Raw genomic sequence first — 19,752 nt, forward strand, 5'->3', positions numbered from 1 at the left:
GCGGTGCCTGGGAGGATCGCTGCCTCGCTACGGCGGTGAGGCCACGTCCCCAGTCACCAGACCCTCAGTCCTCAGTCCTCGATCCTTGGTCGTTGGCCTTGGCCTTGCATCCGCACCCGCACCTGCGCTCCCACCCCCGCGTCCCTGCGACGAAAAAAAGCCCCTGACACCGTAGCGCTCAGGGGCTTTCCTCTGCAGAGCCGGCGCGGGGACTCGCCCCGCTCCTGTTATCGCAGGTCTTCTTGCAGCAGCGACAGGATGCGCTTGGCGTTGTCGTCCGTCTGCTGGACGCCTTGCGGGTCGGTGATGCTCACGACCGTCTTGGCGCCGTCCGACTTGACGAGCACGCGATAGCGGTTGGCCGTGACCGTCTTGCCGAAGCCGAAGAGCTTGGAGAAGAAGTTGGGCTCTTCCTTGCCGACCATGTTGGGATCGGCGTAGCGCAGGAAGAACAGGCCCAGCTTGCGGTCGCGGTCTTCCACGGTGAAGCCGTGGCGATCCAGGGACTGGCCGACACGGCGCCAGGCGCGATCGAAGTCCTCGTTGACCGTCAGGCTGCTCGGCACGTCGGCCAGGTTGCGCGCAGCGGGCTCGGCCGTCAGCTTGGTGGTGGCCGCCGCAGCGCCCGTGTTGGCCTGCAGGGCTTCCTTGGCCGCCTCTTCACGGCCGCCCAGCTTGAGCATCAGGCGCGACAGCATCTCGCCTTCCAGCGAGGGATCGGCCGCGCGGGGCTGCCACACGGTCTGGTCGCGTTGCTGGCTGGTGTAGACCTCTTGCATGCCGCGGTGGTAGATCGCGATCTCGGTACCGCCATTGACGCGCTCGATGCGCGTGCGGTACTTGTCGCGCTCGCCGGTGGAGTAGAGGTTGTCCAGGGCCTGGCCAATGGTGCGACGGATGAAGTCCAGCGGCAGCTTGGCGCGGTTCTCGGCCCAGCTGGTTTCCATCACGCCGACTTCCGCCTGCTCGGAGGCGATCTCGAAGCCGAGGCCGGTCCAGAAGGCATGGATCTGGGGCCACAGCTGCTCGGGCGTCAGGCTGCTGCGCAGCACGCGCTGGCCATTGACGCGCTCCAGCTTGATGTCACCCACGGCATTGAGGGCGACATTGCCGGCTGCAGCCGTGGCCGCGGCGCTGCGGGGCGCCGTCTTCTGGGAGGCCAGCTCGGACGCGGTGACCACGCCGCCGTTGTTGCGGCGCTCCTGGTTCAGCTGGGTCAGATCCGGCGGCACGTCCAGGCCACTCGTCTGCTTGGCGCCGCTGCGGTAGTCGACCTTGTCGGAGCCGATCACGCCTTCGATGGAGCTGCAGGCCGTCAGCGAAACCAGGACAAGACCGCAGGCGAGGCCCTTGGTCGGGGCAGAAAGAGAACGAGTCACGCTAGACATCTCCAAGAGAACACGGGCGGTGTTGTACCGCAGATTTGAGCCAAATCCGCGGCGCACACCTCAAATCACAGCAGGCCGCCTTCGCGCAGGGCCTGCTCGACGCTGGCCTGACCCGCCGCGGTGAGCGGCGTGATGGGCAGGCGCAGGGCGGCCTTGCAGCGGCCCAGGCGCTCCAGCGCCCACTTGGTGGGGGCCGGACTGGGTTCGCAGAACAGCTGCTTGTGCAGGTTGAGCAGCTGGAAGTGGATGCGGGTGGCTTCCTTGACGTCGCCGGCCAGCGCCGCCTTGCACAGCGCGTGCATGGCGCGCGGGGCCACGTTGGCGGTCACGCTGACGTTGCCGTGGCCGCCCAGCAGCATGAGGGCGATCGCGGTGCCGTCGTCACCCGAGTAGATGTGGAAGCCCTTCGGGGCATGCTTGACCAGATAGGCCGCGCGCTCGATGTTGCCGGTGGCTTCCTTGACGCCGAACACGCCGGGCAGGCTGGCGCAGCGCAGGGCGGTGTCCGGGCTCATGTCCGCCACGGTGCGGCCTGGCACGTTGTAGAGCATCATGGGGATGTCCACGGCCTCGGCGATCGCCTTGTAGTGCTGGTAGATGCCTTCCTGCGAGGGCTTGTTGTAGTAGGGCACGACCGACAGCGTGCAGTCGGCACCGACCGACTTGGCGAAGCGGCTGAGGTTGATGGCCTCGGCGGTGCTGTTGGCCCCGGTGCCCGCCATGATGGGCACGCGCTTGGCGGCGTGCTCGACGGCCACGCGGATGATCTCGCAGTGTTCGTCGACCGTGACGGTGGGGGACTCGCCCGTGGTGCCGACCACGCCGATGCAGTCGGTGCCTTCGGCGATGTGCCAGTCGATCAGGCGGCGCAGGGCGTCATAGTCGACGCTGCCGTCTTCCTGCATCGGGGTCACCAGGGCCACGATGCTGCCAAGAATCGGTTTCATGAGGGTTCCTCGTAATCAGCTGATTCTACTGAAGCGGCGGACGGGTCTTGCCGAAGTGGCCGCTCAGGTCTTCAAGTGAGGTGATAGCGCGCCTGCAGGTCGCCCGGCGTTCGCTCGCGAACGGCGGCAACGCGCTGGATCTGCCGGGGGTTGACGGCTGCGCCATCGCCATCGACGAAGCCGTCTTCGTAGGCCACGATGCGCAGCCCCGCCGCGGCGGCCAGCAGCTCGCCGGGGCGCAGCAGAAAGTCCGGGCGGGACGGGCGGCCGATCCGCTGGTGGCCCTCCGCAAAGGTCTCGTAGATCAGCCAGCCGCCGGGCGCCACGGCCTCGACGATGCGCGGCAGCAGCGGGCGCCAGAGGTAGTTCGTGACCAGCACGAGGTCGAAGTGGCGGTCGCCGAGGGGCCAGGGCGCGCCCTCGAGGTCCGCCTCGATCCGCTCGGCGCCGCAGTCCCGCAGGCCCTCGAGCGCCAGGGCGTCGCGGTCCACGGCACAGACCTGCAGGCCCTGCGCCCGCAGCCAGCGCACGTGCCGGCCGCTGCCACAGGCGAGGTCCAGGGCCGTCTGGCCCGGTGCGAAGTGGCGCTGCCAGCGCAGCAGCCAGGGGGAGGGCGGTGCGAGCGCGGCCGGGGGCGGGGTCAGGTCTTGCATGTCAGGCGGGCGGTGGGGTCAATGGGACTGGTTCAGCGCCTTGAGGGCCAGCCGGTCCACGAGCCGCGGCGCGATGAGCTTCAGCCAGCGGCCCAGCTTGCCCTTCGCGCTCATGACGATGTCGCGCTCGCGCTGCAGGGCGCCGTCCAAGATGAGGCGCGCGCAGGTCTGGACGCTCATGGCGCCGCGCTCGTCCAGGCCGCTGCGGCCGGCCGGCTGGCCGTCGGCGCCATAGCCGCGGTAGCGGATCTCCGTGGCCACCACGCCCGGGTAGGCGATGGTGACGGACACGCCGACCGGCTGCAGCTCCACGCGCAGCGCCTCGAAGAAGCCGGTCATGGCGAACTTCGTCGCGCTGTAGGCCGTGCGCCCCGGCACGCCGACGAGCCCGGCCAGGCTGGACACCGCCACCAGGCGACCCTGGCTGGCCTTGAGCCAGGGCAGTGCGGCATGGCTGCACCACACGGCGCTCCAGTGATTGGTGCGCATGAGCGCCTCGTACCAGGCGAGATCCTGCACGTCTTCCAGCAGCGCATGGGCCGACATGCCGGCGTTGTTGACGAGCACGTCGATGCCGCCGAAGGCCTCGGTGGCGGCGCGGATGAGGCCCTGGCAGGCCGCCTGCGTGGAGAGATCGGCCGCATGCACCAGCACCGTGGCGCCCAGCGCTTCGCAGTGGGCCGACACGGCCTGGAGCTTGGGCAGCTGTCGCCCGCTGAGCACCAGACGCAGTCCGGCACCGTGGCATGTGGCCCACTGGCGGGCCAGCTCGGCGCCGATGCCGTCGGAGGCGCCGGTGATGATGACGATCATGTGGGGTCCTGCAGATGGATGGGGCCCGCGGGGCGCCGGAGGCGGGCCCGCGCGGCTCAGAAGCAGCTGAGCAGCTGGTTGCCCAGCTGCAGCATCAGGTGCGGGTCCTGGTAGGCCACGAAGGCCAGGACCAGCGCGAGCGCGATGATGCCTCGCCAGAGCCAGGTGCGCCAGCCGGGCGTGCGCGACGCAGCGTTGCCCATGTGCCCTCGCGCGGCGCCTCAGGCGGGCAGGGGCTGGCGCGCGATGGCCTGCTCGCGCACCGGCAGGTTGACGAGTGCCGCCATCACCCCCAGGGCGATGGCCAGCAGCCAGACGACGTCGTAGCTGCCCGTGGCGTCATAGAGCTTGCCCCCGAGCCACACGCCCAGGAAGCTGCCGATCTGGTGACTGAAGAACACGAAGCCGCCCAGCATGGACATGTGCTGCGGCCCGAAGATCTGCAGCACCACGGCGTTGGTCGGCGGCACGGTGGAGAGCCACAGGAAGCCGATCACGGCCGAGAACACCCAGACGCTCGGCGCACTCAGCGGCGCCAGCAGGAAGAGGGTGATGGTGATGGCCCGCAGACCGTAGATGGCCGACAGCAGGTAGCGCTTGGGATAGCGCTGGCCCAGCAGGCCGGCGGTGTAGGTGCCGAAGATGTTGAAGAGGCCGATCAGCGCCAGCGACGTGGTCGCGAGGCCGGGGTCCAGGCCGTGGTCCTTGAGGTAGCTGGGCATGTGGACCGCGATGAACACGACCTGGAAACCGCAGACGAAATAGCCCAGCATCAGCAGCTGGAAGCTGCGGTAGCCGAAGGCCTCCCGCAGGGCTTGCAGAATGCTCTGCTGGTGGCCGGTGTGGGCCGCGGCCGGGCCCTTTTCACGCAGGCCCAGGGCCAGGGGAATGATCAGCAGCGCCGCGCCCGCCAGCACCCACAGCGCCTGTTGCCAGCCGATGCCGGCGATCAGGCGGCTCTCGATAGGGATCATGCAGAACTGCCCGAAGGAGCCCGCCGCGGCGGCGACGCCAAAGGCCCAGGAGCGCTTCTCCGGGCTCACGGCGCGCCCCAGCACGCCGTAGATCACCGCATAGGTGGTGGCGGACTGGGCCAGGCCGATCAGCAGGCCGGCGCTGCCGGTGAAGGCCAGCCCCGATTGCGAGACCGACATCAGCAGCAGGCCCAGCGCATAGAGCAGGGCGCCGGCGACCAGGGCCTTCCAGGCGCCGAAGCGGTCCGCCAGGAGGCCGGCGATCGGGCCGGCGGCACCCCAGGCGAGGTTCTGGATGGCCAGGGCGAAGGCGAAGGTCTCACGGGGCCAGCCGCGCTCCACCGTGATGGGCTGCAGCCACAGGCCGAAGCCGTGGCGAATGCCCATGGAGAGCGTCACGATGAGGGCTCCGCACAGCAGGACCTGCTGGACGGAGGGGGAGCGGGTGGGCACGGCGGGGGACTGCATCGCCGCAATGTAAGGGCTTCAGCGCCGCTTGGCTGTCCCCTGCTGGACTGCCGCACTGGCGCGCAGGGATTTGGACGGGGCGGCGCTGGTCCTGCGGGCGGTGGCGGCGCCTGCCTTGCTGGCGGGCTTCGCGCTGCTGCGCGTGGCGCCCTTGGTGCTGCCCTTGCTGCCCGGCTTGGCGGCGGCGGTCTTCTTGCCCTTGGAGGGCTTGGCCGCGGCGGCGGCCGCCGTGGCCTCGGTGCTGGCGTCGCTGGCCTCGGCGACGCTGTCCAGCAGGGTGAGCAGGCGCCCTTCCTTGATGCGCATGAGCGGCTTGTCCAGCACATGCAGGTCATCCAGCGGATTGGCGACCAGCACGAGGAAGCTCGCCTCGCAGCCGTCGTCGAAGCAGGCCAGGCGCCGCTTGGGGAAGAGCGCGCGTGGCGTGGTGATGCTGGCCAGCTTGAGCAGCTCGGCCGGCGTGAAGACCTCGAGCCCCGCCAGGTGGTGCACCTCGGCCAGCGAGGTGCCCGGGAAGTTGTCCGAGCCCAGCAGCAGCATGGCCCCGGCCGCCTTGAGCTGACGCAGGTTCTCCGCCAGCACCTGGCGCTGCGCCTGGCGCTGCTCCTCGCTCATGGGGAAGAGGGTGTTGGCGACGGTCGCCGTCAGCACCTGGGTCTTCTGGGCAGCGGCCTGGCGTGCGGTGGCCTCGTCCAGTCGGAAGCGTCCAGGCGCGTCGCCAAAACCGGCGAAGTAGCCGGGTACATGGCCGATCTGGTCGGCACCGGCGTCCAGGGCCGCCTTGAAGTCCGCGGCCGTCTCGACATGGGCGCTGACCGGCAGCCTGTCCTTGTGCGCCAATCGCACAAGTGCCGCAGCCGTCTCGGGGCTGAGGCCCAGGCGGCCCATCGCCTCGGGCGTGCCGCGCAGCTCGGGGCGGTCGCTGTAGGCCAGGATGATCTTGAGCCAGTCGGTCTTGCGCGGCCCGACGAGCGGCCACTTCTGCTGGGCCTGCTCCGGGCTGTCGACCAGCAGCAGCTGGCGGTCCGCGAAGTCGCTGACCTGGCGCGGCGGCTGACCGTCGCCTACCGGCTGGGCCAGCAGGGGCGCCAGCGGGTGGCCGTCGGAGCTGGTGACGCAGGCGGTGGTGAAGCTCACGTCCACGCTGTCCGGCTGGTTCAGCAGGGGGCGGGCGCTGGCGATGCTGTCCGGGTCGCCGCACTGCATGGCGGCATAGAAGACGCCGTCCTGCAGATAGCGCTGGCCGAAGTTCTGCACGCCCCAGGCGCTCTGGAGGTTGTGGTTGTTGGCCTCGGCCAGGGGCGGGATGAGGTACTGGTCCCGCAGCTCCAGGCGGCGGTGGATGCGCTTGGGGCGCGCCTTGGTGAACTTGCCGTCGACGACGTACAGCGTGCCCTTCTGGAAGCCCTGGCCGTCGAACCAGCGGGCGTTGTGCAGCTCCATGGCCAGCGGTGCGCTGGCCTTGAAGGGCTGGGGCTTGCCGGGCGCCGGGGCCGCGGGAGGGGCCGAGGGCGATTGGGCCCAGGTCACGCCGCCCAGGGTCAGGGCGGCCAGCAGGACGGAAATTCGCAAGGCGTACGGCAAGACGGGCGACCCCCAGGGCTTCAGCAAAGTGGCGGATGCTACGACGGAAACAGGCCGTCCGGCTCAAGTCACTCTTGGGGATTCCCCGGCCGCCGTCGCGGGAGGGGGGCCGGCGCCTCCCTACAATCGCCGCCATGGCAAGCAAAGCAGTCACCCCCGCCTCCGCCGCGCCCTCGGGCTACGGCGAGGCCTCGATCCGCGTTCTCAAGGGCCTGGAGCCCGTCAAGCAGCGCCCGGGCATGTACACCCGGACGGACAACCCCCTGCACATCATCCAGGAGGTGATCGACAACGCCGCCGACGAGGCCCTGGCCGGCTTCGGCCGCCGCATCGACCTCACCCAGCACACCGACGGCTCCATCACCATCGAGGACGACGGCCGTGGCATTCCCTTCGGCCTGCACCCCGAGGAAGGCGTGCCGGTCGTGGAGATTGTCTTCACCCGTCTGCATGCGGGGGGCAAGTTCGACAAGGGCTCGGGCGGTGCCTACAGCTTCTCCGGCGGCCTGCACGGCGTGGGCGTGAGCGTGACCAACGCCCTGGCCAAGCGACTGGAGGTGACGGTCTGGCGCGAGAAGCAGGTCGCGCGCCTGGCCTTCGAGGCCGGTGATGTGGTCGAGCCCGTGACCGTGCGCCCCGCGGCCAGCGGCGATCGCAAGCAGGGCACGACGGTGCGTGTCTGGCCCGATGCCAAGTATTTCGAGAGCCCCGACCTGCCCAAGGGCGAGCTGGTGCACCTGCTGCGCTCCAAGGCCGTGCTGATGCCCGGCGTGACGGTCACGCTCAAGCAGGAGAAGAGCGGCGAGGTCCAGACCTGGGCCTACAAGGGCGGCCTGCGCGACTACCTCATGCAGACGCTCAACAGCGATCCGCTGATCCCGCTGTTCGAGGGCGAGCAGTACGCCACCAAGGCCGAGACCGAGAACTTCGCCGAGGGCGAGGGCGCGGCGTGGTGCGTGGCCTTCACCGAGGAAGGCGCCCCGATGCGGGAGAGCTACGTCAACCTCATCCCGACCGTGGCCGGCGGCACGCACGAGTCCGGCCTGAAGGACGGCCTCTTCGGCGCCATCAAGAGCTTCATCGAGATGCACAGCCTGCTGCCCAAGGGCGTGAAGCTGATGCCGGATGACGTCTTCTCGCGCGCCAGCTTCGTGCTCTCGGCCAAGGTGCTCGACCCGCAGTTCCAGGGCCAGACCAAGGAGCGCCTGAACTCGCGGGACGCCCTGCGCCTCGTGTCCGCCTTCGTCAAGCCGCAGCTGGAGCTGTGGCTCAACCAGCACGTGGAGCACGGCAAGAAGCTGGCCGAGCTCGTCATCAAGCAGGCCCAGACGCGCCAGCGCGCCAGCCAGAAGGTCGAGAAGCGCAAGGGCTCCGGCGTGGCCGTGCTGCCGGGCAAGCTCACCGACTGCGAAAGCCGCGACCTGCTGCACAACGAGCTCTTCCTCGTCGAGGGCGACTCCGCCGGCGGCTCGGCCAAGATGGGCCGCAACAAGGAGACGCAGGCCATCCTGCCCCTGCGCGGCAAGGTGCTCAATGCCTGGGAGGTCGAGCGCGACCTGCTCTTCAAGAACAACGAGATCCACGACATCTCCGTCGCCATCGGCGTGGATCCGCATGGCCCGAATGATGCGCCGGACCTCAGCAATCTGCGCTACGGCAAGATCTGCATCCTCTCGGACGCTGACGTCGACGGCTCCCACATCCAGGTGCTGCTGCTGACGCTGTTCTTCCGCCACTTCCCGAAGCTGGTGGAGACCGGGCACATCTACGTCGCCCGCCCGCCGCTGTTCCGCGTCGATGCGCCGGCCCGCGGCAAGAAGCCCGCGGCCAAGATCTATGCCCTGGACGAAGGCGAGATGGCCGCCACGCTCGACAAGCTGCGCAAGGAAGGCGCCCGCGAGAACAGCTGGACTATCAGCCGCTTCAAGGGCCTGGGCGAGATGAGCGCCGAGCAGCTCTGGGACACCACGCTGAATCCCGAGACCCGCCGCCTCATGCAGGTGGCCTACGGCATGTTCGACTTCGCCGCCACCGAGGGCGCCATCAACAAGCTCATGGGCAAGGGCGAGGCGGCCTCGCGCCGCGAGCTGATGGAACTGCACGGCGATTCCGTCGAGGTCGACATCTGATCGGCCGCCGGCCGGGAGCGTTGCATGAAGATCGTCTACAACGAGCGTCACGCCGAGCACGCCGCGCAGAAGGAATTCTTCCGCGGGCAGCTGGTCGACGCCTTCGAGATCCCGGCCCGCGCCGACTACGTGCTGCAGGCCCTGCAGGCCAGCGATCTCGGGCCGTTCGTGCCCGTGCTCGACCACGGCCGCGCGCCGCTGGAGCGCGTGCATGCGCCGGCCTATCTGCGCTTCGTCGAGGGCGCCTATGCCGAGTGGCAGGCGCTGGGCGGGCAGGGCGAGGCCTTCCCGGCCGTGTGGCCCATCCGCAGCCTGCGCAGTGACGTCGAACCGAAGAGCTTCGCCGCCCGCATGGGCCTCTATTCGATGGACAGCGGCTCGCCGCTGACCGCCGGCACCTGGGCCGCGGCCTACTGGGGCGCCCAGGCCAGCCTGACCGCGCTGGACCTCGTGCTGGCCGGCGAGCGCTCGGCCTACTGCCTCACGCGCCCGCCCGGCCACCATGCCGGCGCCGACTTCTTCGGCGGCTACTGCTTCATCAACAACGCCGCCGTGGCCGCGCAGGCCGCACGCGAGGCCGGCCGCCAGCGCGTGGCCATCCTCGACGTCGACTACCACCATGGCAACGGCACGCAGGCGATCTTCTACGAGCGCCCGGACGTCCTCTTCCTGAGCGTCCATGGCGATCCGCAGACCGAGTACCCCTTCTTCCTCGGCCACGCGGACGAGCGCGGGGCGGGGGCGGGCGAGGGCTTCAATGCCAACTTCCCGCTGCCCGCCGGCGCCAGCAACGAGCAGTGGTTCGACGCCTTCGAGCAGGCGCTCGTGCGGCTGGAGGCCTATGCGCCGGAGCTGCTGATCGTCTCGCTGGGCGTGGACACCTACGGCGGCGATCCCATCTCGCATTTCAAGCTCGACGAGCCCGAGTTCCGTCGCATGGGCGAGCGCCTGGCCGCGCTGCAGCGCCCCACGCTCTTCCTGCAGGAGGGCGGCTACGCCACGGCCGCGATCGGCCGCAACGTGCATGCCGTGCTGGCGGGCTTCGAGTCCGTGCCGCCGGGCCGGGCAGGAGTCTGAACGCCATGACCGGACGGCCGCGCGTGCATCTGCGCCCCACCATGCTCTCGGACCTGGACTTCGTCGTCTCGGTCGAGCAGGACGCGGCCAACCTGCCCTTCATCACGCCCTGGGAGCGCACGCAGCACGAGGGGGCGATCCGCTTCCCGGACTCCCGCCACTTCATCGTGGAATGGGGCGAGGACCTGCAGCACCAGGCGCAGCGTGCCGGCTATGTGATCCTGCAGGGCTGCCGCAACCCGAATCGCTCGGTCGAGCTCAAGCGCCTGGTGCTCCAGCCCAAGGGGCAGGGCGTCGGCCGCACCTGCCTGCGGCTCCTCAAGCAGCTGGCCTTCCAGCAGCTGCATGCGCACCGATTCTGGCTGGACGTGAAGGGCCTGAACGTCCGCGCGCAGCAGCTCTACCTCAGCGAAGGCTTCGTCGAGGAAGGCCGGCTGCGCGAGAGCGTGCGTGTGAGCTTCGAGGGCGCCGATGGCTATGACAGCCTCATCGTGATGTCCATGCTCGACCGCGAGTACCAGGCCCGCCGCGCCATGGACGAGGAAACGGCATGAGGCGGCTGCCGGTGCTGAGCCTTGCGCTCGCCCTCGCCCTCGCCCTGGTGGCCCCGGCCGCGCAGGCGGAGCTGTGGGCCTATGTGGACAACGCCGGCGTGGCGCACTTCGCGGCGCAGCGCCTCGACGACCGCTACCAGCCCGTGATGAGCGTCGGCGCCCGCCCGCAGCGCGTGCCGGGCAAGACCGACCACGGCCGCTCGCTGCTGACCTGGCTGGAGTTCGCCCCCGAGGTCAAGGCCGTGCTGCCCTATCTGCGCGAGGCCTCGCAGCAGACCGGCGTGGACCTGGAGCTCCTCAAGGCCATGATCGCCGTCGAGAGCGGCTTCAAGGCCGATGTGGTCTCCCCGCGTGGCGCCACCGGCCTCATGCAGATCACCGCCATCGCGGCCGAGCAGTACGCCACGCCCGCCGAGGCGCGGCAGCCCGTCGAGCAGCGCCTGCGCACGCCTCGCAGCAATGTGCTGCTGGGCGCGCGTATGCTGGCCGACCTCATCAAGCGCTACGGCCGCATCGACGCGGCCCTGGCAGCCTGGAACGCCGGTGAGACGGCGGTCCGCAAGGCCGGGGGGCGCATGCCTCCCATCGACGAAACCCAGGCCCATGTGCAGATGGTGCTGGAGCTCTACTGGGCGCTGCTGCAGCGCAGCCAGAGCCAGCAGCTGCAGGGCATGCAATTCCACAGCGCGCCGGTCTCCCAGCAGTAGGCCCGCACCAGGCCAGCAGGCAAGGCGCCCATTCCCATGACGATGAACCAGAACTCCTTCGATTTCGACGATCCGCAATCGGCTCCCCAGCCCGCCCCGGCGGGGGGCGGCAGCGACGACGGCAGCAGCCTGACGCTGGCCCACTACGCCGAGCGCGCCTACCTCGAGTACGCGCTCTCCGTGGTCAAGGGGCGTGCGCTGCCGGACGTGTGCGACGGCCAGAAGCCGGTGCAGCGCCGCATCCTGTACTCGATGGAGCGCATGGGCCTGTCGTTCACGACGGCCAGCGGCCCCAAGGCGGTGAAGAGCGCCCGCGTCGTCGGCGACGTTCTCGGCCGCTTCCACCCGCACGGTGACCAGGCCGCCTACGACGCCCTCGTGCGCATGGCGCAGGACTTCAGCCAGCGCTACCCGCTGATCGACGGCCAGGGCAACTTCGGCAGCCGCGACGGCGACGGCGCCGCCGCGATGCGGTACACGGAAGCGCGACTGGCCCCCATCACGCGCCTGCTGCTCGACGAGATCGACGAGGGCACGGTGGACTTCGTGCCCAACTACGACGGCTCGACGCAGGAGCCCCGCCAGCTGCCCGCGCGCCTGCCCTTCGTGCTGCTCAACGGCGCCTCCGGCATCGCCGTGGGCCTGGCCACCGAAGTGCCGAGCCACAACCTGCGCGAGGTGGCCGCAGCGGCGGTCGCCCTGCTGAAGAACGAGAAGCTCAGCGACGAGGAGCTGTTCAGCCACTTGCCCGGGCCCGACTACCCGGGCGGCGGCCAGCTGATCTCCTCGCCGGACGACATCCAGGCCGCCTACCGCTCGGGCCGCGGCTCGCTGAAGCTGCGCGCCCGCTGGAAGATCGAGGACCTGGCCCGCGGCCAGTGGCAGCTGGTGGTCACCGAGCTGCCGCACGGCACCTCCTCGCAGAAGGTGCTGGAGGAGATCGAGGAGCTGACCAACCCCAAGATCAAGGCCGGCAAGAAGGCCCTGACGGCCGACCAGCAGCAGCTCAAGGCCTCCATCCTGGCGGTGCTGGACGGCGTGCGCGACGAGTCCAGCAAGGACGCGCCGGTGCGCCTCGTCTTCGAGCCCAAGAGCCGCACCGTCGAGCAGCAGGAGCTCATCACCCAGCTGCTGGCGCACACCAGCCTGGAGACCAGCGCCTCGATCAACATGACGATGATCGGCGCCGATGGCCGGCCCACGCAGAAGAGCCTGCGCCAGATCCTGACCGAGTGGCTGGGCTACCGCATGGCCACGGTCCAGCGCCGCACCCAGCACCGCCTGGACAAGGTCCTGGACCGCATCCACGTGCTGGAAGGCCGCCAGCTGGTGCTGCTGAACATCGACGAGGTGATCCGCATCATCCGCAACAGCGACGAGCCCAAGGCCGCGCTGATCGAGCGCTTCAAGCTCTCCGACCGCCAGGCCGAGGACATCCTCGAGATCCGGCTGCGCCAGCTGGCCCGCCTGGAGGCCATCAAGATCGAGCAGGAGTTGAAGAGCCTGCGCGAGGAGCAGAGCAAGCTGCAGGACATCCTCGACAACCCGAGCGTGCTCAAGCGCACGGTGGTCAAGGAGATCGAGGGCGACGCCAAGACCTTCGGCGACGACCGCCGCACGCTGATCCAGGAAGAGAAGAAGGCCGTCGCCGAGATCAAGGTGGTGGACGAGCCCGTCACGGTGGTCGTCTCGATGAAGGGCTGGGTGCGAGCGCTCAAGGGCCACGAGGTCGATGCGGCCGGGCTGTCCTTCAAGTCGGGCGATCAGCTCTACGGCACCTTCCCCTGCCGCAGCGTGGACCCGCTGATCGTGTTCGGCAGCAACGGGCGCGTGTACTCGGTGCCCGTCTCGGCGCTGCCGGGCGGGCGGGGCGACGGCCAGCCCATCACCACGCTGATCGAGCTGGAAAGCGGCACGCAGATCGTCCACTACTGGGCTGCGGCAAGCGCGCAGCGCCTGGTGCTGGCCAACACGGGCGGCTACGGCCTCATCGCGCAGGTGGGCGACCTCATCAGCCGTCAGAAGGCCGGCAAGACCTTCCTGAGCCTCGAAGGCGAGGAGATGCCCCTGCCGCCAAGCCCCGTGCCGGGCGGCGAGGTGCTGGGGGTGCAGGTGGCCTGCCTCTCGCTCAATGGCCGCCTGCTGACCTACTCGCTGGACGAGCTCAAGCACCAGCCCAAGGGCGGCCGCGGGCTGACGCTCATGGAGCTGGAGGGCAAGGACCTGCTGCTGAGCGTGGCCGCCTTCACCCAGAGTCTGCAGGTGCTGGGCTCCGGCCGCGGCGGCAAGCCCAAGGAGGAGCTGCTCAAGGGCGCCGGTCTCGCAGGCTATGCCGGCAAGCGCGCCCGCAAGGGCAAGCCGGTCGAGGGCCTGCAGAAGGTCGCGCGGGTGCTGGCGGGCTGAGCCCGGCGAGACCCCGGATGGCACAGGGATAATCCGCCCGATGACCGATTCCCAGATCCGCGCCGCGGTCCTGCCCGAGCAGGGCGCCGCGGCCGAGCGCTTTGACGACGCCGACGGCAGCGAGGGCGCGCGCTTCGAGGACTACTTCCGCGAAGGCGCCGTCCCCGGCGAGGCCCTGCTGTGGTGGCAGCTCGAGCGCAATGAACCCCTGATCCAGGCGATGCGGGCCCTGTTCCACGGGCCTGCGGCGCTGGTGCGCCTGCGCCTGTGGGTCTTCATGGAGTTGATGGCGCTGCCGGAGTCCCGCCTGCCGCGCGACACCCTCAACCGCCACTTCCACGCCCTGCGCGACGAGGCCCTGGAGCTGGTGCTCAAGCGCCTGCGCGAGGCCCAGCTGCTGGCCTGGGACGCCTCGAACCAGCAGTACGGCATCACCCCGCTGGCCCAGCAGCTCGTGGGCCTGCTCTCGCCCCTGACCGTGGCGGGCGAGCAGGACGCCGACCTCGCCGCACTGCTGGCCAATGTGGCGGGGGCCCATCAGCTCGGCACGCTGGACCCCGCGCAGCTGCATCACCTGCAGGCGCAGCTGGCCCGCTTGTATGACGAGTTCGCCGATGCCATCGCCAGCGGCTCGGAGTTCCACCTGCGCCGCGCGCGCCAGCGTTTCGAGCGTGCGCTCGGGCTGGTGGAGCGTGCCAGCGAGGCGCTCTCGGCCATCATCGAGCAGGCCCAGGCCGACGGCAACGCGCGCCTGGAGCGCCTCGCCCGCGAGCTGGGCCTGGCGCAGGCGCGGCTGCTGGCCATGGCGAGCCAGTTCAACCGCGCCCTGCAGCAGGTGGACCGCCAGCGCGTGACGCTGGGCTCCACCGGCATCACCACGACGGATGTGCGGCGCTGGCTGCAGAACGTGCCCTTCCTCGAGAACCTTAGCCTCGGCGCGCTCTCGCGGCCGGTGCTGCCGGTGATGGTGGCGCAGCACGAGCTGCTGGACACCTGCGAGGCCGAGTTCGAGCGCGACCGCCCCAAGCCGCCCGTGCCTGAGCCGCTGCCGGCGGGCCTCGTGGCGCCGGAAGGCCAGCTCGCCGTGATGAGCCTGCCCGAGGACCTCGCCGGCATGCAGACCCTGCTGGGCCTGTGGAAGACCGAGGGCCGCGGGGCGCAAGACCTGACCCCCGCCGTGCTGGGCGACAGCTACGCCCGCGCCGCCTACCGTGCCCAGCTGCTGCCGCTCCTGGGGGACCCGCAGGCTCAGCATCTGCAGGGCGCGACGGGCGACATGGCCCGCCAGCCCTGGCGCGTGCGCTGGTCCGCCGAGCAGGGCGAGGTCGAGGATGAATTCGTCAAGTGGATGAGCCGTGGCCATCTGCTGCCGGTGGACGAGGAGGGCCGGGTGATCCTGCCTCCCGAGCTGCAGTCCGAGCCCGAATCCAAGGACATGCCCGACGCCAGTGCGGATGCCCATGCCGGCGCCGATGCCGGTGCCAAGTCCGGTGCCAAGTCCGGTGCCAATGCCGCTGCCACATCCGGCGCCACACCCGGCGCCACTGCCGCCGCCACTGCTGCCGCCACCGCCCCTCACGCCGCCCCCAGCCCCGCCTCCGAATCATGAGCAACACCCTGGACGACGCGGCCCACCTGGCCGCGCAACTGATCGCCCGCCGCTGGCTGCCCCGCAGCCACCCGCTGGTGCGCCGCGCCCTGATCGACACCGAGCTGTGGACCGCGCTGAACAACCGGCTGTCCGCCGTCGGTCTGAAGCTGGTCGAGAACCTCTACGCCGACCACATCACCGTGGCCATGCTGCGCCCGGCCGAGGTGGCGGTGTTCGGCGAGACGGGGCTCGCGGCCAACAACAACCTGGACCTCCCGCGCGACGGCGTGGCCCTGCTGGTGGTGCTGTGGTCGCTGATCATCCTGCCCAAGCGCCAGCGCCAGATCGCCCGCACCGAGGCCGAGGCCGAAGGGCAGGGCGAGATGTTCGCCACCGACAAGCCGCTGCCGCTGGCCTCCAGCGTCTCGCCCACGCTGTCCTACCGCAGCCTGCTGGCCGACTTCGGCAACCAGCTCGGGAAGAAGATGCGCCTGGATGCCAATCTCAAGCTGCTGGAGCGCAACGGCTTCATCACCCGCCGCGCCGAGGACATCGCCGAGGGCCCGCTGCTGGACCTGCTTCTGGACTACGACGTGCTCGCGCCGCGCGTGCTGGACGGCTCGCTGGCCGACGTGCTGGCGCGCGCCACCGACCCGCTGGCCGGCCCGGCGATCAACGCCATCATCGCCAAGCGCAACGAGCCCGAGCCGGAACCTGAGCCGGTGCCCGAAGAAGAATTGAACGACGACGCCGCAGCACCCGCGGGCGACGCGCCGGAGACGCACTGATGTTTCATCTGCAATCGCTCGAACTGCTGCATTGGGACTACTGCCGCCGTGTCTCCATGCCGCTGGACGGCAACATCATCACCATCGCCGGCCCCAACGGCTCGGGCAAGACCACGCTGCTGGATGCGATGCGCACGCTGCTGGGCCTGGAGTGCTCGGGCGGCCGCACCTACAAGACCTACGCCCGCCATGCCAATGCCGAGACGGCCTGGTTGCGCGCCCTCGTGGACAACCGCCCGCGCGGCCGCCAGAACAGCAGCCGGCCCTTCGCCAGCTCGCTGCTCTACGCGGACCAGGTGACCCTGGCCTGCCGCATCGAGCGCCATGGCGGGGACTGGCAGCGCCGCTACCTGCTCGTGGACGGCGTCCATGAGATCGAGGCCCTGGCCGAACGCGCCGAGAAGGACTGGCTGGGCATCGAGGCCTGGAAGAAGCGCCTGGAGGCCGCCGGCCTGACCCGCGCGATCGGCCGCGTGCTGGCCCTGGAGCAGGGCCAGACCGACCGCCTGTGCGAGCTGAGCCCCAAGGAGCTGCTGCGCCTCGTCTTCGAGGTCTTCGGCGACCAGGAGGTGCTGGACCGCTACGACCAGGCCCGCAGCCATCAGCAGCAGCTGAGCAAGGAAGTGGAGCTGGCGGCGCACGAGCTGTCGCACACCCAGGCGCAGCTCTCGGACCTGGCCAACCGCGTCAACAGCTATCAGCAGTACCAGCTGCGGCTGAAGGAGCGCGAGCGCCTGGCCACCGAGGTCGTGCCGGTGCTGCAGTGGTCCGAAGGCCGTCTGCGCACGGCCCAGGCCCTGCGCGAGCTGCATCGCCAGCGGCTCTTCGCCTCGGGGGACCAGCGCAACATGGCCGCCAAGCGCGCCGAGCTGCACGCCCTGTTCGAGAAGCACGAGGCCGCCAAGCAGGACCTGCTGGATCTGGAGCGCCAGCGCAAGGAGGCCCGTGCGGCCTTCGACGCCGCCCGCGAGGCCGAGCGCCCCGCCGAGCTGCTGGCCAAGCGCGAGGAGGAGCTCAAGGCGCTGTCGGCCGTCGAGGCCGATGCCAAGGAGCTGACGGCGCGCCTGGAGGAGCTGGGCAACCGCCAGCACGCGCTGCGTGAGAGCTACACCCGCACCAACGACCAGTCCCGCAAGGCCCAGGCGGCCATGGACGCGCTGCAAGGCCAGCGCCTGCCGCCGCCGCCGCCCGAGGTCACGCGATTCCGCAAGGCGCTCGATGAGGCCGGCATCGGCCATCACGTGCTGGCCGACTGCATCGACATCGCCGACGAGGCCTGGCGCGCCGCGGCCGAGGGCTTCCTGCGCCCCTCGCGCTGGGTCGTCGTGCTCGAACGTGCCGGTGACGAGTCCCGCGCCTTCGCCCTGGCCGCGAAGGAGCGCTACCGCCATTACGTGGTGGGGGACAGCGAGTCGGTGCCCTCGGTGGTCCCGAAGGACAGCCTGCTGTCCACGCTGAAGGTCAGCGCCAAGCTGCCGGGCTGGCTGATCCGCCAGCTGGGCGGCATCCGCTGCGTCAAGGACACGGAGGCCGGCCGTGACGCCGGCGGCGAGTGGATCACCCCCGACGCCTACTACCGCGACGGCCGCGGCGGCCGCAGCCTGTGGGTGGAGCCGCGCGAGTACCAGTTCGGCGTGTCCGCACTGGATTCGCGTCGCCAGTCCCTGGAGCGCGAGCTGGCCCGTTACGACGGCGAGCTGACCCGCATCGCCAAGGAGCAGGCCGAGGTCGAGCGCCAGCTGAAGGACGCGCAGCGCGCGGCCCAGGGCCACAAGGCGGCGCTGGAGCTGTCCGAGCGTTCCGACGAATTCGCCGAGTGCCGCGCCCGCATGCCGGCCCTGCGCCAGGCCCGCGTCGAGGCCGCCACGCGCATGGCACAGCTGGACCAGGCGCACGACCGTGCCCTGGCCCAGGTCACGCGCAGCGAGCGGGACTACGAGTCGGCCCAGGGCTCGCTCAAGGCCAGCGAGGAGAACGTGCTGCGCGTGCAGCGCGACCAGGAAGGCCGCCTGCGCGACCTGAAGGCGGCGGCCCAGGCCTCGCGCGAGGCTCGTGCCAAGTTCCCCTCGAGCTGGACGCAGCCGGCCCGCGTGGCCGCGCTGCGCGACGAGTTCGAGAACGCCAAGCAGGCCGAGATCGCCATGCGCCATGTGCAGCAGGAACTCGACACGGGCCTCAACGCCGGTACCTGGGAGACCGACCCGGCCGTGGCGGACCGTCACACCCGCATGCACCTCTCCGTGCTGGAGCAGACCACGCAGCTGGACGACCGCCGCGCCAGCAACGAGATGGCCCGCATCGCCGCCTTCAATGCCCGCGAGCGCTACATCGACGTGCTGCGCGCCACCGTGCGCCGCTACAAGAAGAACGTGCAGGAGCTGGGCGAGCTGGCCGGCGTCATCGCCCAGGCGGAGCTGCCGCACCTGGACAACGACGACCTCGTGCTGGCCCAGGCCGGCCTGCATGTGCGCTTCAACTTCGACGGCAAGGGTGAGGTCGGCCTGAACGACGGCGAGGCCTCGGGCGGCCAGCAGGTGCTCAAGAGCCTGATCCTGCTGGTGGGGCTGATGAAGGACGACGACAGCCCGGGGGGCTTCGTCTTCATCGACGAGCCCTTCGCCCACCTGGACGTTCGCAACATCCAGCTCGTCGGCCACTTCCTGCGCTCGACGCGCGCGCAGTACCTGCTGACCACGCCGATCACGCACAACGTGGAGGTCTTCGAGCCCTCGGAGATCACGCTGGTGACCAGCAAGAAGCCGCGCGGCGAGCGCTGGGCGCCGCCCATCGCGGTGCTGGCGCGGCGGCCGGAGAAGTCGGTCTACGACTGAGCATGAGGAAGGGGCGCCACGGCGCCCCGCTCGCTGCCCGGCAGGGCGTGGCCGCTCAGTTGCGGGCGTGCGTCACGCGGTAGTCGGCGACGCCGTCGAGCTCGCCGAGGCGGCTCGAGAACCGGGTGAGCGTCTCGCCCCGGTAGTTCCGCTTGGCCGTGCAGACGAAGCGCCATTCCTCGTGCATGCCGATGCGCTCGATGCTCAGCGAGCCCGGCGCGAAGCGGTAGCCCAGCTGCTCGGTGAAGGCGGACAGCTCGGCCTGGTTGAAGCGGCGTCCGTCCACGCCGCGCACGGTCACGGAGATGGCCGGGTGCGATGGCAGGGCGGCCTCCAGCTTGGCGCCCCACATCATCAGGCTCGCGCACAGCAGCGTGAGCGAGATGGCGGCGAAGTAGAAGCCCATGCCCAGCAGAATGCCGATGGCCGAGGCGGCCCACAGCGAGGCGGCGGTGGTGAGGCCGGAGATGTTCATGCCCTCGCGCATGATGACGCCCGCGCAGAGGAAGCCGATGCCGGTGACCACGCCCTGGATCACGCGCGTGGGGTCCGCGATGAGCGGCGCCGCGCCGCCCGCCACATGCCCGCCGAACCACTGCTGCGGGTAGGCCAGCAGGATCACCACGCCGGTCGAGGCCATGCAGACCAGCGCGTAGGTGCGCATGCCCGCGGCCCGGCCGTGGAAGGCCCGTTCGTAGCCTAGGATCAAGCCCAGCAGCATGGCGCCCATGAGGTGCAGCAGCATCAGGACATTGGCTTGCCACTGCTCGGCCGTCCAGTAGCGCAGCAGATGGTCCAGGTCCAGCAGGCTCATGAGGTGATCTTCTTGTCAGCGTGCGGCATGC

At 70.3% G+C, this 19,752-nt stretch carries 16 protein-coding genes; 8 read left to right on the forward strand and 8 right to left on the reverse strand.

From position 1 onward, the window contains the following. Positions 1 to 227 precede the first annotated feature (227 nt). The 7 genes from bamC to QRD43_RS14805 all read right to left on the reverse strand — a co-directional run bounded on the left by bamC (position 228) and on the right by QRD43_RS14805 (position 6,815). Positions 228 to 1,379 (reverse strand): NlpB/DapX family lipoprotein, encoded by a 1,152-nt coding sequence (bamC, locus tag QRD43_RS14775; protein ID WP_285983269.1) that lies wholly within the window; start codon positions 1,377 to 1,379, stop codon positions 228 to 230. 74 nt (positions 1,380 to 1,453) lie between these two features. Continuing rightward, positions 1,454 to 2,335 (reverse strand): 4-hydroxy-tetrahydrodipicolinate synthase, encoded by an 882-nt coding sequence (dapA, locus tag QRD43_RS14780; RefSeq protein ID WP_285983270.1) that lies wholly within the window; start codon positions 2,333 to 2,335, stop codon positions 1,454 to 1,456. A 71-nt stretch (positions 2,336 to 2,406) separates the two neighbouring features. Further along, on the reverse strand, positions 2,407 to 2,988 hold the full coding sequence (locus QRD43_RS14785) for a class I SAM-dependent methyltransferase (protein ID WP_285983271.1): 582 nt from the start codon (positions 2,986 to 2,988) through the stop codon (positions 2,407 to 2,409). Between the two features lie 18 nt (positions 2,989 to 3,006). Next, complete coding sequence (locus QRD43_RS14790) at positions 3,007 to 3,801, reverse strand: SDR family oxidoreductase (protein ID WP_285983272.1); 795 nt, start codon at positions 3,799 to 3,801, stop codon at positions 3,007 to 3,009. Positions 3,802 to 3,857: 56 nt separating this feature from the next. Then, complete coding sequence (locus QRD43_RS14795; protein WP_285983273.1) at positions 3,858 to 4,004, reverse strand: hypothetical protein; 147 nt, start codon at positions 4,002 to 4,004, stop codon at positions 3,858 to 3,860. Positions 4,005 to 4,022: 18 nt separating this feature from the next. Next, positions 4,023 to 5,243, reverse strand: a complete 1,221-nt coding sequence (locus QRD43_RS14800; RefSeq protein ID WP_285983274.1) for an MFS transporter — start codon at positions 5,241 to 5,243, stop codon at positions 4,023 to 4,025. Positions 5,244 to 5,261: 18 nt separating this feature from the next. Beyond that, on the reverse strand, positions 5,262 to 6,815 hold the full coding sequence (locus tag QRD43_RS14805; protein WP_285983275.1) for an amidohydrolase family protein: 1,554 nt from the start codon (positions 6,813 to 6,815) through the stop codon (positions 5,262 to 5,264). Positions 6,816 to 6,961: 146 nt separating this feature from the next. Between QRD43_RS14805 and QRD43_RS14810 the strand changes: the two genes are divergently transcribed. The 8 genes from QRD43_RS14810 to QRD43_RS14845 are packed head-to-tail and all read left to right on the forward strand — an operon-like array spanning position 6,962 to position 18,907. Then, positions 6,962 to 8,956 (forward strand): DNA topoisomerase IV subunit B, encoded by a 1,995-nt coding sequence (locus QRD43_RS14810; RefSeq protein ID WP_285983276.1) that lies wholly within the window; start codon positions 6,962 to 6,964, stop codon positions 8,954 to 8,956. A gap of 24 nt (positions 8,957 to 8,980) precedes the next feature. Beyond that, positions 8,981 to 10,033 carry a histone deacetylase family protein gene (locus QRD43_RS14815; protein ID WP_285983277.1) on the forward strand — a complete coding sequence of 351 codons (1,053 nt, stop codon included), beginning with the start codon at positions 8,981 to 8,983 and terminating at the stop codon, positions 10,031 to 10,033. 5 nt (positions 10,034 to 10,038) lie between these two features. Continuing rightward, positions 10,039 to 10,587, forward strand: a complete 549-nt coding sequence (locus QRD43_RS14820) for a GNAT family N-acetyltransferase (RefSeq protein ID WP_285983278.1) — start codon at positions 10,039 to 10,041, stop codon at positions 10,585 to 10,587. Then, positions 10,584 to 11,294: a lytic transglycosylase domain-containing protein gene (locus tag QRD43_RS14825; RefSeq protein ID WP_285983279.1), complete on the forward strand. Its 711-nt coding sequence runs from the start codon at positions 10,584 to 10,586 to the stop codon at positions 11,292 to 11,294. The genes QRD43_RS14820 and QRD43_RS14825 overlap by 4 nt, the downstream gene beginning before the upstream one ends. Before the next feature lie 42 nt (positions 11,295 to 11,336). After that, on the forward strand, positions 11,337 to 13,697 hold the full coding sequence (gene parC / locus QRD43_RS14830; protein ID WP_434063900.1) for a DNA topoisomerase IV subunit A: 2,361 nt from the start codon (positions 11,337 to 11,339) through the stop codon (positions 13,695 to 13,697). 40 nt (positions 13,698 to 13,737) lie between these two features. Next, entirely contained in the window at positions 13,738 to 15,306 is a 1,569-nt protein-coding gene (locus tag QRD43_RS14835; protein ID WP_285983281.1) for a hypothetical protein, read from the forward strand. Beyond that, positions 15,303 to 16,076: a hypothetical protein gene (locus QRD43_RS14840; RefSeq protein WP_285983282.1), complete on the forward strand. Its 774-nt coding sequence runs from the start codon at positions 15,303 to 15,305 to the stop codon at positions 16,074 to 16,076. Before QRD43_RS14835 ends, QRD43_RS14840 begins: the two co-directional genes overlap by 4 nt. After that, a complete protein-coding gene (locus tag QRD43_RS14845; protein ID WP_285983283.1) occupies positions 16,076 to 18,907 on the forward strand; it encodes an ATP-binding protein in 2,832 nt (943 codons plus the stop codon). The genes QRD43_RS14840 and QRD43_RS14845 overlap by 1 nt, the downstream gene beginning before the upstream one ends. Before the next feature lie 55 nt (positions 18,908 to 18,962). On the opposite strand, the gene QRD43_RS14850 is transcribed toward QRD43_RS14845, so the two are convergent. Beyond that, entirely contained in the window at positions 18,963 to 19,721 is a 759-nt protein-coding gene (locus QRD43_RS14850; RefSeq protein WP_285983284.1) for an MgtC/SapB family protein, read from the reverse strand. Between the last annotated feature and the right edge of the window lie 31 nt (positions 19,722 to 19,752).

The sequence above is a fragment of the Roseateles subflavus genome (genome assembly GCF_030285365.1).
Taxonomy (GTDB): Bacteria; Pseudomonadota; Gammaproteobacteria; order Burkholderiales; family Burkholderiaceae_C; genus Roseateles_B; species Roseateles_B subflavus.